The 15,662-nt window shown below is 35.4% G+C and carries 14 protein-coding genes; 8 read left to right on the top strand and 6 right to left on the bottom strand.

Annotation, left to right across the window (positions count from 1 at the left end):
* The 4 genes from CF599_RS15910 to CF599_RS15895 form a co-directional block, all read right to left on the bottom strand.
* On the bottom strand, window positions 1–1,319 hold a 1,319-nt coding region (locus CF599_RS15910), incomplete at its 3' end, for an MBG domain-containing protein (protein WP_143824824.1).
* A 629-nt stretch (window positions 1,320–1,948) separates the two neighbouring features.
* Window positions 1,949–3,379: an RtcB family protein gene (locus CF599_RS15905; protein WP_121966967.1), complete on the bottom strand. Its 1,431-nt coding sequence runs from the start codon at window positions 3,377–3,379 to the stop codon at window positions 1,949–1,951.
* Window positions 3,380–3,446: 67 nt separating this feature from the next.
* Entirely contained in the window at window positions 3,447–4,709 is a 1,263-nt protein-coding gene (locus CF599_RS15900) for a PQQ-binding-like beta-propeller repeat protein (protein WP_121966966.1), read from the bottom strand.
* 244 nt (window positions 4,710–4,953) lie between these two features.
* A complete protein-coding gene (locus tag CF599_RS15895) occupies window positions 4,954–6,048 on the bottom strand; it encodes a slipin family protein (protein ID WP_121966965.1) in 1,095 nt (364 codons plus the stop codon).
* A 742-nt stretch (window positions 6,049–6,790) separates the two neighbouring features.
* On the opposite strand from CF599_RS15895, the gene CF599_RS15890 reads away from it, so the two are divergent.
* Window positions 6,791–7,819, top strand: a complete 1,029-nt coding sequence (locus tag CF599_RS15890; RefSeq protein WP_121966964.1) for a YafY family protein — start codon at window positions 6,791–6,793, stop codon at window positions 7,817–7,819.
* A 58-nt stretch (window positions 7,820–7,877) separates the two neighbouring features.
* Window positions 7,878–8,399, top strand: a complete 522-nt coding sequence (locus CF599_RS15885; protein ID WP_121966963.1) for a hypothetical protein — start codon at window positions 7,878–7,880, stop codon at window positions 8,397–8,399.
* A gap of 271 nt (window positions 8,400–8,670) precedes the next feature.
* Here the strand turns inward: CF599_RS15885 and CF599_RS15880 are convergent, their stop codons facing one another.
* A complete protein-coding gene (locus tag CF599_RS15880; protein WP_121966962.1) occupies window positions 8,671–9,615 on the bottom strand; it encodes a hypothetical protein in 945 nt (314 codons plus the stop codon).
* A gap of 94 nt (window positions 9,616–9,709) precedes the next feature.
* On the opposite strand from CF599_RS15880, the gene CF599_RS15875 reads away from it, so the two are divergent.
* The 6 genes from CF599_RS15875 (at window position 9,710) to CF599_RS15850 (ending at window position 14,933) form a co-directional block, all read left to right on the top strand.
* Window positions 9,710–10,231 (top strand): DUF2004 domain-containing protein, encoded by a 522-nt coding sequence (locus CF599_RS15875; RefSeq protein WP_121966961.1) that lies wholly within the window; start codon window positions 9,710–9,712, stop codon window positions 10,229–10,231.
* Window positions 10,232–10,248: 17 nt separating this feature from the next.
* Complete coding sequence (locus CF599_RS15870; RefSeq protein WP_121966960.1) at window positions 10,249–10,821, top strand: DUF2004 domain-containing protein; 573 nt, start codon at window positions 10,249–10,251, stop codon at window positions 10,819–10,821.
* A 126-nt stretch (window positions 10,822–10,947) separates the two neighbouring features.
* A complete protein-coding gene (locus tag CF599_RS15865; RefSeq protein ID WP_121966959.1) occupies window positions 10,948–11,310 on the top strand; it encodes a hypothetical protein in 363 nt (120 codons plus the stop codon).
* 125 nt (window positions 11,311–11,435) lie between these two features.
* The gene (locus CF599_RS15860; RefSeq protein WP_121966958.1) at window positions 11,436–12,383 is read left to right on the top strand and encodes a hypothetical protein; all 948 of its coding nucleotides are present in this window, start codon (window positions 11,436–11,438) and stop codon (window positions 12,381–12,383) included.
* A 42-nt stretch (window positions 12,384–12,425) separates the two neighbouring features.
* Window positions 12,426–14,429 (top strand): TonB-dependent receptor, encoded by a 2,004-nt coding sequence (locus CF599_RS15855; protein ID WP_121966957.1) that lies wholly within the window; start codon window positions 12,426–12,428, stop codon window positions 14,427–14,429.
* An 84-nt stretch (window positions 14,430–14,513) separates the two neighbouring features.
* Window positions 14,514–14,933, top strand: coding sequence for a thioesterase family protein (locus tag CF599_RS15850; RefSeq protein ID WP_121966956.1), 420 nt, complete (start codon window positions 14,514–14,516; stop codon window positions 14,931–14,933).
* Here the strand turns inward: CF599_RS15850 and CF599_RS15845 are convergent.
* Entirely contained in the window at window positions 14,928–15,629 is a 702-nt protein-coding gene (locus CF599_RS15845; protein ID WP_121966955.1) for a diphthine--ammonia ligase, read from the bottom strand. The genes CF599_RS15850 and CF599_RS15845 overlap by 6 nt on opposite strands.
* Window positions 15,630–15,662 lie beyond the last annotated feature (33 nt).

The following is a 15,662-nucleotide window of genomic DNA, read 5'->3' as shown; positions in this document are numbered from 1 at the left end:
TTATAATTATCGCCATTTGTTACTATGGCTGTTACAGTATAATCACCTGCTTCTGTTGGCGCATCTGTACTAGATATACCATCTTTCTCATAAGTGTAAACAACTGTTGAGCCTGCTGGTGCTCCTAATACTGCTATACGATGTGGATTAGAATCATAAGTAGTTGAGTCGGCTGGGAAGCTTACCCCTGTTATCTCTGCCCTCTCAATAGTCAACTTAGCCGTAGGTATAATTTCTTTATACTCGTAGTTGTTTCCGCCATCTACTGTTATCGTAACATCATACTCACCTGCTTCCGTTGGTTTATCAACTTTTATTCCGTCTTTCTTATAAACATACCCTACTTTAACTCCTTCTGGTACATTCTCTTTTATTAGTAATCCCTTGATTTCACCATCATAAACAAACGATTTTTCCTCTAAAGTAAATGCTGATAAAGGTGCTTTTGTAATTGTATAAGTACTTTCCTCATTACTTATTACTACATCATCTAGGCTCATATACATAATCACTGTATACACTCCTGCATTAATCAATTCACTGACTTTATTTTTACTTTCATCTTTAAATTCATAAGATACTTTTACACCTTGAGGAAGTAGAGATTCATCTATTTTAGCATCCTCCCTATGATCCTTCTTATCATAAAGTGTTGTACCTGATTCTAAACCTGGAATAACATATAGTACACCATTCAAATCTAACTTCTCATAGTTAGTTGTCCTAACTACATTATAAGTAACATTATATTTACCTCCAGCAGAGAAAGAAAACGGTGCTTTCTGACTCTTCCCATTATGCTTATAAAGTATTCCATTGGCATTATTGGCAGTTTTTTGAATAACTTCATCTGGTAGCTCACCTTCTATTGTATAAATATATGGTAGCTGATTAGTCGTTACAATTTTAGCATTAAAAGAAACTGTAGTAATAATAGCGCGTATAATATTAACCGTCAAATCTATCTCTCCTATTAAAGTAGGTTCTTCACCTGGCACAGGAGATTTTTGATAGACAGCATAAGGCATCGTATTATTTCCAGCATTAAGAGGCAGCTGATCTAATGGTTCTAAATAGATATCATCTGGTAATGTATTCCCTGGTTTTAAAACAGGCCATTTTGGTGTACCATCATACGCTTGTTTAGCATCATTATCATATAAATCTTCAATATCCTCTAAACTTAAGTCTATATATTCCTCCTGTTTATTAAATAGGCTAAGATTCTCTACGCCTAAACTATCTTTATAAGTATAGGCCAAAGATGTCGTTAATGCCCCCATAGACAACAACGACACACTAATCAACTTTCTTTTCATAATTACATTTAATTTTATACGAAATTATACAAAAATTAATATAATTAATTAAAATATATTTAACAAAACACAAAAAATGATATATCAAATTTAAAATAAAAACAATCAATAACTATATTATCCAATTATTACACAGAGTATCATTAAATAAAATTAAATAGCTGTGCAATTATTAAAAAAACAAGAAAAATAATTTATTGACATTTACTAACACAACTACCTGATAAACAAACACAATACTAAGTTAAACTTGTATAACCCATAATTGTATTATTTACCTTTATGACTATACAAAAGCACATACTCCACCACCTGCTTAAGGGAACTTTTTTTACTTAAAAAAGCAAGTCCTCAAACTCATAACATTTTATATAATCCATTGACTAGCTATCTCTTTCTATCATTATAGTATTCTAAGAGCAACTTCTTTATAATAGAAGCAAATTTATTTTTACGTTATACTACATCTAGTTAATCAGATTATAATCAATAATCCTATACTTTACATTATTAATAAAATAACATCACATTCAACAAGAATAACTCGCAATAACGATCCTAATTAGCTATAACAAAAAAAGGCCACTAACTCTCGTTAGTAACCTTCTATAATTTATAATTTTAAAGACTTAATCCTCCTTACTTCCGTCATCTGACATACGAACTATCTTAGGAGTGAACATCGCTACGACATCTACTAACTCCCCCTGAGCAGCCATCACCTGATGAATATCTTTATACGCCATCGGTGCTTCATCTTTACCTGCCCCAATCAACTGTACTCCACAATCTGCTAAGGCCGCCTTAATATCCTCAGACTTCAGTTTTTTGATCGCCTGTGTTCTACTCATTTGTCGTCCTGCACCGTGTGAAGCAGAGTTCAATGCTTCCTCTTCTCCTTTTCCTCTCACTAAGAATCCTGGCGCGGTCATAGATCCAGGTATAATCCCCATAACACCTTTACTCGCAGGAGTAGCCCCCTTACGGTGAACAATAACCTCTTTCCCTTGGTACATCTCTTTCCACGCAAAGTTATGGTGATTCTCTATCTTCGCTAATACCTCCGCACCTATGGCTTTAGTCAACTTATCGTGGATCACTTGATGACAAGCAGAAGCATAATCACCTGCTAAATTCATCATCATCCAGTACTCTTGTCCTGCTTCCGAATTTAGATCTAAGTAAGCTAAGTTCTTGGCTTCATAAGGCAACTTACAGATATCCTTAGCGATCTGCGTATATCTACCTGCTATAGTCGCTCCCATTCCACGAGATCCTGAGTGTGTTAATAAGGCTAAATAAGTTCCCTTCTCTATCTTCAACACCTCATCACGCTCTGTAAACTCCATTAGTCCCCATTCCACGAAGTGGTTACCCCCTCCTGAAGATCCCAATTGCTCCCACGCTTTATCTTGCAAGTTCTTAATAAACGGATTCAGATTAAACTCTCCTCTATCTAAGACCTCGTGTTGTGCTTTATACTGTCCTTGAAATCCGTGTCCTGCACCGAACTTAGTATGCTTAACCAATTGTTCTTTTAGCAAGTCTTCCATTCCATAGAACTCCAGGCCTTTAATATCAAAGATAGACAACGCCATTCTACACCCAATATCCACACCTACTCCATAAGGAATAACAGCATTATCTGTCGCTAATACCCCTCCGATAGGCAGTCCATATCCTTGATGTGCATCAGGCATTAACGCACCTGCTACAGCGACAGGTAGCTTTACCGCAGTTCTCATCTGTGCGATAGCTCCATCTTCGATATGCTGTGCGCCATAGATACTATACTCAACAGCTTCCTCTCTTAACGGAATAACTTCCTCTTCTTCGCGTTGTCCCACTCCTTCAATAATAGCGGTAGCCAACTTTCCAAAAACATTATGGTTAATATAATCCTCTGCATTAGCTAACACCGCTTTATAATGTGCCAACATCTCAGTCTTCGTAAAACCTGTTCTTTTCTTATTTACCTTTAAAGCGATCCCTAACAATTCTGTATGTGGGTACCCTAAATCCAATAAATCGTTCCCATTAATAGGTGTATTCTCTTTCATCGTTTCTCAATTTACAGTCAACGGTTTACACTGTGAACTGTAAACCATCCACTGTTAAACCAATTAACTAATTCTTAAAATATTTTATATAAGCTGTATTATGATACTCTTCTCTTACCTCATAAGGAATAAGTACCTTAGCTTGTTTACTTGTTTTATCTATTGCTGTTACTCCATTAATAGTTAAGAATACTAGCTGCCCCTCTTTTGTTTCCTCTATATTCGTCAGTGGTTTAAACTCCTCCGCAATAGGATAAGTCGCTAACTCCTTTCCATCAAAGTCTAACACGAAGATCTTCTTCGCTGTATAGCCTATAAGTTTTTCTCCTGATTGATGCCAGTTCACTATCTCCTCTGCCAAAACATACTTCCATTGCTCTTCTCCTGTTTTAGCATTTAACCCTATTAAAGCTTGAGCATCACTATCCGCCTTACGCACATTGACCACATACGTCTTACCATATAATACAGTATTACTCTCAAAACTAGTCGCTAACCTTGGATACTCTTTAGACTGATATCTCCAAGTATAAATAGATAGGTTATCCTTAAAGTTGTTCTTCGGATCCATAATATCATCATTATCTCCTTTTACATTTCCGTCTTTATTAAATGGAATAGCATAGAACTTACCGTCTTCTTCTCCAAAGTATAATGTCTCTCCATTACTGCGCATCTGTGTGTACAATGGACTATCAAAAGTATTCTCATCATACATTCCATAACTCGTAGGTGTACCACGAAGTGAATATTTGTTTAAATAAATAGCAGAGTTAACGAACACGTTCTCTTGACACAGTACAGGTTGATACATATTAAACTTTGTCTCTATTCCTTCCGTTTGAAATTCAGTACCATCCGCTTTATTTAATATAACGAAGTATGGATAACTTCCTCCTCCTGTTGTCACAGTATACACCTTATCTTGATATTGCAAAGGTTGCCCCAGAAAGTACGGCTCACTACCAGCTTCTGTTTCAAAGCCACCTGATGCATCTACTGCCACATCCATCATCCCTATTTGACCTGCTTCATACACCCACTTTTCTTTACCTGTTAGGATATCTAAAGCGACAAACTTACCGCTCTCAAAAGGCATATATAACGTAGTCTCATCAAAGTCGAACTTATTTCTGTTTCCAGCTTCATCTTGAGCAGAAGTGTATTCCCACACTACTTTTTTATTATCTAAGTCAAAGTTGATGACCTTGCAATTTGTACTGAATACAATAGTCTGATTAGGCACTTTAACTTCCGCACCTTGTGCTTGCTTATTCTGACACCCAAAAAAGGCAAATAGAGCTGTAAGTGATACTAAGAGTTTTTTCATTGTGTTTTATTGTTTTTAAACTGATCACAAAGATATTCTTTTTCACAATTCACTAAGTAGTGAATTACAGTCATTTCTCTATATTAACACATTCTCGTTTTCAGTTAGAAACAAGTAACTATCCCTTTAAATTCAGTTGTCAAGGATTACTTGACAACTGAAATATTAGACGCAAAGTATTGACGTCTCTACTAAACCATTTAATATTAACCCAAACCACAAATTCCTAATTCTAAATTCCTAATTACCTTGAGAACACTTCTCTCAACTGCTTTAACACGTTCCCTCCTCCAGACAAGCTAATTTCACCTACTTTATCAGCGATCTTCTCGATGTACTCCATCTCTTTTAATCGCATTAGCATTTCGTTCTCTTCCATTAACTTGGCAGTGTTAAGCAAGCTACGTGTAGCAGCAGTTTCTTCTCTACGAGTAATCATATTGGCTTGTGCTTTTTTCTCAGCGATCAACACCTGATTCATAATCTCTCTGATATCTCCAGGTAAGATAATGTCTTTGATACCACAGTTCTTTACTTCGATACCTAATAATGCAATCTCCTCTTTCACCCCATTTAAGATTTCTAAAGACAAATTCTCCTTGTTCTCCATCAATTCGTCAAATGACATTCTCCCCACTTTCTCTCTCAACATCAACTGCACTACGTTATACATCTGCTTCTCTACCTCTTTATTATCCACATATGCCTTTAACAAATCTTGCACTTGGTACACCAAGTTAAAGTTGATACGCAACTGTACTTTGTCTTTTGTCAAGATCTCCTGACCATTCATATCTATTGCTTGCTGACGTACATCTACTAAAATGATTTGTACCTTGATATCGTTTTTCCAATATCTGTACTCCCCTGCTTTTAATATCTCTTCGAACTGCCCATCTACGAATAACAATCCTTTCTCATTAGATCCCACAGTGTACATTCTCATGAAGTTTGACATATTGCCTTTCCCCATTATATTTCTTGCGATAGTGCTATCCACAGCTAATGCTTCAGTATTAAATCTTTCGAACAAATACTCTTTAGCTGATTTCCAATAGATATGTCTTCCAGCCCCTAAGACTGTATTAAATATCTTGTTTTTATAAACTAACACAACCTCGTTATCCATCACATCGATCACTTCTAACATCGCGCTTAACTCTGCATTCTGTAACAACGCTTCTATATCTCTACGCATCCCGAAGTTCTCAGACATATTATACTCCGCTACGTCTTTCTCACCCCATAACCAATATTGACCTGCAGTATATACTCTCTGTAATTCTCCTTGTTTAAACACTAAGGCAACGTGGTTTGTTTTTACTTGTAACTTTTTCATAGTTGTATATTTTTAATATTTTACGTCTTTATCATAAAGAACAGTCTAAATAGGTCTCGCTTACCTCAGGCGGAAAAAGAAGTAAACTGCACAATAGAATAGTTTGTGTATAGCCCTGAATGACTCACTGAGCAAGTCATCCACTCTATATCATCCCCTATTCCTCTTCCACAGATTAGCTTGTTTTTACAGGCTTTGATAAGTTGTCTTTCACACCGCAAGCCTAAGACTTAGAAGTATGAAAAACAGAAACACTATTTGACTGAACCTTTTTAATGGAGGGGATATTTATAGAAGTTCCCCGACTTCTCCTAAAATTGCTTAAAAGGCAATTGTTCTGCTCTAACCAAACTGAGCTATATTATCCTGAGATAATAGTAGGAGTCGAACCTACGACCCGAACATTCTTTACTAAACCACTAGTCACTCACTCTCGTGAGCTTGAGGAGTCGAACCTCTTTATTCTACAGGTTACAAACAGGATAAGGTAAACTACTGCCCCTCACTTCTGCGCTATACCGAAACGCTTCCAAGGTTTGTATCTTTCGAACAGTACAAAGATGCACGCCTACCTACGCAACCAAATTGCGCACTAATAAATATTTGTAAAATATTTTATTAAACACTAAATACCAATTCATTACAACCAAAAAAAGTTAAAACAAAAAACGACTACGCAAATACAATGCGCACATAAAGGAGAGAATGCGTATATTTGATTACTCAAAATAACTAAAAAGCTATGGCAACGAATAAATTAGCACTACTGCGCTACCGTATTATCGACGAATGTCTGCAAAACAGATTTAGAAAATGGACACTTAACGACCTAATCGAGAAGGTAGCAGATGGGCTATATGAGTACGAGGGTATCGACACCGGAATTAGCAAACGTACGATACAGCTCGACATTCAGGCTATGCGCAGTGAGGGATTAGGATATAACGCGCCGATAGTAGTAGTGGATAGAAAGTACTATACATATGAAGATGCCAACTACAGTATAAAAAACTCTCCTATCAACGATGCCGATATGGAGAAGCTAAAAGAAGTAGTGGCTATCCTAAAACACCTCAACGGATTTAGTCAAATAGATGAGATGAGTGAAGTAATCGCCAAGTTAGATAACAGTCTACTTACCCGAAGTACGAAGGCGCCTAATTATATACAGATGGAGGGCAATCACCTCCTTAAAGGAATCCAGTTTATCAGCCCGCTATACGAAGCGATTAAGAATAAACAGACCTTACTGATAGAATACAAGTCGTTCAAATCTAAAGAAGCTACTAAGAATATCTACTATCCTTACTTATTAAAAGAGTATCGTAACAGGTGGTTCGTAGTCGTGCGTAGCAGTACCCATAAGCATTTATTGACTTTAGCACTTGACCGTATTCTCAATGTATATGCCTTAGCGAACGAACCTTATAAAGATTATGAGGGAGTAGACTTCGACCGATATTATGAAGATGCGCTTGGGGTAACCAAAACAGCACAAGACCGTGCTCAAAAAGTTATCTTATGGGTGAATAAATATAACATTCCCTATGTAAAGACCAAACCGATACACCACTCTCAGCAGGTGTTAGAAGAAGATGAGACAGGTATGAAGATACGCATAGATGTAGTCCTTAACTTCGAACTCGAAAGAGAAATACTTGGCTTCGGTGAATCGATGAAAGTTATCGCTCCTAAACTTCTCCAAAAGAAGATAATGAAACGAGTAATGAAGATGAATGAGAATTATTTTAGTGAAGAGGTAACAGAGTAAAACACGCAAAACTCTTACCTTTGCTTTTTATTAATACAAGGAGTACAACCCATACCAAATGGATAAACATCAAATAGAAGAAATATTTAATCAGACATTCGCAGGATTATCACTATTCTACCGTGACTGCGAACTAAGTCAAGATTTTATCAATAAATACCAAATAGGACAGATCATACAAGAGCGTACTTTCGCTGATGCATCATATAAAGGCGGAGGTCTAACTACTAATTTGCGTTATCTAATCGCATCTGCACATGTAAAGGACATCTCTGCCTTAGTGCCACAGATGGAAGAATATGGCCATGTGATGCTACAGTCTGGTGCGTACTTTAAGGTAATCGATAGCTATGAAGTAGATAACAAAACCCAAATCACCTTACTTCACATCGCTGAAGAAACAATCGAGTTCTTTACGGCCAACTCTTCGAATATCGAAGAACAGATAGTATCTAAAGCCCGAGAAGGGTTTGCTGCTAAAGTGCACACAGCTCCTATCCTTAGCTTACAAGCTCAAGAGTGGATAGACCGAACTGCTCTACCTATCGGTATGAGCGATACAGGAGAATTCTTTATGTAATAATCCATATACTAAAATATGCGAAGAGCCTAGATAACATCGATTATCTAGGCTTTTTTGTTTATATAATGTCTTTACATACCCCATCTATCTCCATAATGATTCCTTGTTGATAGGATAGTGCTAGGCAGGTGATAGGCTGTTTTTAGCACTTTTAAGCCGACCACATGCCCATCAACAGCCGACCACATGCCGACCACCCCTTCCATAATAGCCAAAAAAAGACATCTGAGATGAATTACAGATGCCTTATTAAATGTTATTACTGAGCTTAAATCTTCTTTTTAAACTCTTTTATCTTTTTTAATCGTGTTGACATTGGTTCACTCGAATTGATATATGCACTCAATTCAGTCAAATCGCTTCTCTTGGATAATTTAGCGATTAATAAAGTGCATTCACGCAGCTTAGAAAAGTTGTCTTTATTTACCTTTATTTCGTTAAACTCCTGACTTAAGAATGCTAACAGTTCCTTATTCTCCCTACTTTCATAAAGATAAGCTATAAGCTGAATATTATCATAACTAAGTTCTTTAGCCTGATAAACAATATCGCACAACTCATTATATTGTGTTGTGTTTAATTGATAAGGATTTGCAACTAGTTCTACATCTTTTCTACCTACATGCTTCTTATTTTTTAAGTCAAATATCCCATCCCATTTTGTCAATGGTTCTTTCACACAGCTAATCATCCAATTGATATAATGTTGTTCTCGTACTTTTGGATCTTTGATATTTAAGACAGATTGAAGTGAAGTGAGTTTTTGTTTGTAAATTTTATATTCTTCAGAAGGAATATCTCTACCTGTAAATTGTCTCCCCATAGAAAAACATATATACTTCTCCTCTTTAATGCCTTTAAACAAAAACAATAGTAAATTCTGTCCAATCTCAACTTCAGGTAAGCCAAGTCCATTAATATCATTCATATTACCTATACATATCTCTGTCTCTATGATATTTCCTTTAATCACTTCAGTAATGATAATAGCGATTCTTCCTTTATAGAATATTGGCGGTGGTAGAGCTAATTCATCTTTATCATTAATAGTATTTCTCTCTGCTATTTCTTCAAATCTAACTACCTTACCATACACTACTGCATCTGCCTTTTTATATAAATCACTTAACGATGCATGGGAATATGATGTTGCATTACTTTCTTGTATAGAAAATATCGTTAATAACAATACTAAAAAACCGAACTTACTCATCTATACTTATTTATTAAACAATAAATATAATTGATTATAAACAACTTATAAAATATATCTGTACTTTTATACTGCTAAAAGAATCCACAATACAATGAAAGAAAAGATTGCATTTACAGTTGTAATAGTTGCTGTGCTAATAGGCATATTCTTTTTGATTCAACATAACGATATACCAATTAGCACTGATCTGACTCAAAAAGAAATCATACAGAATGATACTATATATCTAAATATTGACTTCAGTAAAATTAATAGTACAAAAGAAGATTTCCTCAAAAACATACCTTCTTATGATATCAAAAACAAAGAATATATGGATCATAATTATGCTGAGGACAACAGCCTAATAAAGGACTACCTAAGCTTCCATTTAAATGAATTTACTGAAAAAGAATTCGTCTCTTTAGGAATGGATAACGTATCTCAAGAAAATAACGTTTTACTATATCAAAAGCTTAAACTTATAAATATATGGTTATATCCAATTAAGGGGCCAAATGATCAATACTATTTAGTTTTTGATTATAGTATTGGAAAAAAATATGCCGATGCAGTTATTGTAATAAAAACAGATCTACAAGGTAACTTTATAGACATCAACTGGGAGAGTTAATTAATGTATCAAATATTATGAAAAAATCTATTATCTACGTTGCCTTAATTCTTATTGCTTTGATAGGTATATTCATCCTGCGCAAGCCCTCTCCTGCTAGAATTGACTTAATTCCTGTCAATGAACAAGGAGAAGAATATACCGACGAGCCAACTATCGATGATATGAAAAAGCTAATCATAGGCACAGATACTATATTCGCTGTAGTAAATACAGGAAGATTTAACATTGATGAGAAGACCTTTAGTAAGAATATCGCTATCTATAATAAACAAAACATAGAAGCTATTCGCAAGGATTATGCAAGCCCTACAAGCATTGTAAAAGAGAATATTGACTTCTTCATCAACAATACTGATGCAGAACAACTAAAAAAAGTAGGTTTAGGTAAACCGGCTTCAGAAAATATAGATAAAGTTATCAGTAACCTAAAGCTTATTTTAATTGATGTACAAGCTCAAGAGGGATACCCTGGAAAGTACTATATCAATTACTTTTATAATATAAATGGGATTGATATGGGTGATATACATCTATCTGTGACAACAGATGAGAACGGTAGCAATATAGATATAGGCTGGGAAACCTAATAGTAATTGACTATTGAATTTATCCTGCTTTAAAAAGAGTGATTATCTAAACCAAAGAGTTGATTATTTCTACAAAAGTGATTTAAGTCATCTTATTAATAGTTTTAGCTTACGTATCTTTGCACTATGAAACAATGTATATTATTCATAGTGCTACTATTCTTTGCTAAGCCAGTATTCCCTATACTTGACTTTGCAATAAACTATGATGCTATACAAGAGCTGTGTGTTAATAAAGACAGACCTGAGTTAACTTGTAATGGTTCGTGTCACCTTAAGAGCGAATTAGCGAAGACTGCTCAGGACGAGAACCCATTCTCTGCTAAAAAAACTTTTCAAACACAATTAGAAGTTCTGTTCTTTAACCAATATGATTGGGCACTAGCTCCACTTGTAGAGCATAACTATTCTACTGAGGTAATCGATAGTTATCACACTGATTACTATTACTTACCTGTCTTAGACTTAACTAAGCCACCCCTCGTTTAATCTTATTTATTTATCGTATTAGCTGTACTATTAACATAGTATAGGCATACTCGTGTACCTCTATTATTCCTTTGATTAATAGAAGCGTACCCTCTCACCTATTTAAATATTTTAAGATTAAACAAATGAAAAAAATTATATACTTCGCATTGACTATACTATCACTAGGATTAACTACATCATGTACTTCTGATGATAATGCTATGGATAAAGGACCGAGTGTAAATCCTGGTGTGACAAAACCAACTATCAAAGCACTTGAAGCAAAAGAAAACAACTTCCAATTCACAGTATATAGCAACGTAAAAGAGTTCTACGCTCCATCAACAACACCAATAGTTGTAGAAATAAATGATCTAAATGATGCGACAAACAAGACGTTTACGAATACATCGATGACTCTAACGATGTATATGACGATGTCTAATGGACATAAAATGTCTCACTCTGCTCCTATCAGTCAACTTAAACCTATAGCGGGTACTACCAACAAATTTGAAGGAGAGATTATGTTCTCTATGTCTGGTATGGAACTTGGGGTTGACTACTGGGAAATAAAAGTAACTACTACCAATAAAGACAAAAAGATAGAGACTGCGTTAATAACTACTGTAAGAGGTGGTAAATTCTACGATCGTCAGGATCTTAATACCATCGTGAATAGTGATAGAAAAACACTTGAGACATTCAATATTAATGCTGTAAAGCACTATGCTGCTCTACATCCAATGTACGAACCAAAAACAGGTCTTAATAATATAGCTGTATCTATCTATAGAAATGAGAAAATGGCTACAGAGTTTCCTGAAGTAGACAACTTGGTTGTTACGATAGACCCAAGAATGCCTGATATGGGTAATCACGGTGTAGCAGAAGGAATTATAACACTTAAATATAACGCTAGTACTAAACAATATGAAGGCAAACTTCCTTTTAGTATGACTGGATATTGGTTCTTAAACTTAGTGATTAAAAACCAAGCAGGTGAAATAGTAGCTGGTCAACTTGTAGGGAAAGACTCTTTCGGAAAAGAAACTGTCAATGGAGATAAATTCTTTGATATTGTTTTTTAACAAAACCATTCTTAGATCTACAATTACCTTACTCCATTTGACATGATATTAAAAAGAAAACATATCGTTAGTATCTTACTTGCCTTGCCAACATTAGTTATTAGTCAGGTAAAAGATACACTAAGTAACAATGCTTTACAAGAAGTGGTTGTTACTCATCAGTCTCAAAACAAAAAACTACAAGATAAAAAGCCGTTAGCATCAGTAGATGATTACTTAGCTACGCAAGAGAACATCACTCTAGTACGTAGGGGTGCCTATGCGTGGGAGCCTATGATAAATAATATGGCTATCGAACGCACTAGACAGACCATCGATGGTATGCAGATATTCCATGCATGCACAGATAAGATGGATCCTATCACATCCTATGTGGAAGTGAACAACCTAGATGGAATGGATATTACCTCTGGATCTCAAGGATCTATGTTTGGAGCTACTCTTGGCGGAAGTATAGACTTACGTACGCGTAAATTATCTTTCACAGAACAACAAACCTTCAAAGGGCAAGTACAGACAGGCTTTGAGAGTATCAATAAACAAAAGATAGCTGGTGGTAACTTTGATTTTACTTCTAAGAAGTTTTATGCTAGTGGTTCTATTATGTTTAGAGATGCTGACAATTATAAAGCAGGAGGCAATAAAGAAATACAGTATTCCCAATTTAGAAAGTTAAATGCTTCTGGAATTATTGGGTATGCTATTAATGAAAGCAACAGCTTAGAAGCCTCTATAATATATGACAAGGCTATAGATGTAGGATATCCTGCACTTCCTATGGATGTGGGATTGGCTGAAGCTATTATTACTTCATTTAAACATACCTACGCCCCTACTGACTCATGGATAGACAAGTGGGAAACTAAGTTATATTACAACACTATCACGCATCGAATGGATGACACCAAACGTCCTGTAGTTCCTATCCGTATGCTTATGCCTGGATGGACAGATACATATGGTGCTTATACTACGCTATCCACTACGATAAAAGAAAAGCATCATGTAAGCGTTAATGCAAATACTTATTATAATAAGTCATTGGCAGAAATGACGATGCTATCGACCATACCAGGAGCAACCAATATGTTTGCTTATACGTGGCCGAATATCAAGACTAACTATGGTGGTTTAACCGTAAAAGACCATTGGCAAATAGATGATAAGAACAGTCTACTTGTCTCTGGAACCTTAGGTATCAACTTTAATCACGTTAGCCAAAAAGGAGTTGATCAATTGAGTATATTCTTAAATGACAACACCTTCAAACAAAATAAAACACGTACTGTTGGAAACTTCGCTGTTAACTATGAGCGTTTTGATGGTGAGTGGTTATATGGAATAGGTACTGGATATGGCAACCGCGCTCCATCAGTATCTGAGGGATACGGATACTATTTATTTAATAGTGGGGATCGCTATGACTACATTGGTAATCCTAACTTAAAGAATGAGTCGTCGTATGAAGGAAACTTCTTTATTAAATATGCTACACCTGCATTCTCTACTAAAGTATCAGGTTCTATATTCTACTTGAATAATTATATTATCGGTGTGATAGACCCTGTGTATAATGCTATGACATATGGTGGTTTAGGAGTAAAGAAATATGCTAATATAGATCATGCTATACAAGGTACATTAGATTGGAACTTCACATACAACATAGATGCGAATTGGAAAGTATCAGGTGGACTAACTTATAGCTACGGAAAAGATAGTGACAAAAACACCTTGCCTTTTATAGCTCCATTAGCTTATAGAACAGCTATTGACTATAAATACAATGCGTTTAAAACGCAGTTAAGCCTAAAAGGAAATGCTGTAAAAAACAATGCAGCTGAAGCTTATGGAGAAGTTAGAACACCATCTTATGCTATAGTAGATTGGAATGCGAATTATGACTTTACTATTAAGTCTAAAGCATTGAATGTGGGTATAGGCGTTGAAAATATACTTGACACTTACTATTCTACCTATGCGGATTGGAATAAGATACCAAACCCAGGTAGAAACCTCTTTGTCAATCTTACGTATAAACTATAATAGACAGTCAATAATTAATATAAAGAAAAAACCAGTAACGATGTTGCTGGTTTTTTTGTACATTACTATCTTTTAAATATTATTATGGCAAGAGTAAAACTGAACCTACCGACTGAATTTATCTTCGAAACCAAAATACCTGTACGAATAACTGACCTTAATTATGGCAACCACTTAGGCAATGATAAACTATTATCTATCTTGCATGAAGCACGAGTTTTATTTTTATCACATTTTGGATATACAGAAATGGATTGTGCTGGTGTAAGCCTTATTATGGCTGATGTTGCTATTGAGTATAAAAATGAAGCCTTCTATGGTGATACTTTATCTATTCAGGTGGTCGCTGGCGATTTTAGTAGAGTGAGTTTTGATCTATATTACCTTGTTCAAACAGATACAAAACTTATCGCTAAAGCAAAAACAGGCATGGTAACTTTCGATTATCAAAACAGGACTACAATCTCTGTTCCTGAAATAATGCAAAACAAATTCACCTTATAAAATATCTAAGAACCAAAAGCCATACTGTAATATCTCCTTTTGATGGCACTGCTTAGGAGCATCATACGTTTTATAAACAATGTCGCCTAATTCAAAAGGAACAGGCTTTTTAAACATTGGGCCGTCGTAAACAAAAGTATGAAACTCTCCATTCTCCCCACATGGGTCAACTCCTTCAGGCAAGTCTGCGATAAACTGCCTATCTATCGTACGTCCGATAAAACTCCTATCTAAGTATTGCTCATTCACACAAATCACAATCGTCTTTAATCCACTGTCTATCATTTCGTGTACTAATTCTGTAGTATCTCTATTCCACAGCGGAAATACACCTGTGATATTTAATCTTGCTAATTGAGCTTCTCTAAATACCTTTAAATCTTCTAAGAGAATATCTCCATAGATGCTATCCACTATTCCATCATTAGCATACTCATTTAATCTACTCATGATTATACTTTCGTATTCCTCAAGCGTTAGCTTCTCTGTTAGATACACAATATCTAGAGGCAATCCTATACACTCTGCTTGTCGTTGTAATACTTCTTCTCTTATTCCGTGCATAGATACGCGTCCGAAATGCTCATTGACAGTCGTCATTAGACGCACTACTTCTAATTCATCTGCTTGCTGTATCTGATACAATGAATAAGCGGCGTCCTTACCACTACTCCAATTTAAGAAAGCTTTTCTCATTCTATTTTAGTTTATAAACAAGATATAAAAAAA

The sequence above is a fragment of the Myroides sp. N17-2 genome (genome assembly GCF_002286775.1).
Lineage (GTDB): Bacteria > Bacteroidota > Bacteroidia > Flavobacteriales > Flavobacteriaceae > Flavobacterium.
The sequence above is the reverse complement of the archived record's forward strand: the minus strand, read 5'-3'. Positions and strand labels throughout refer to the sequence as shown.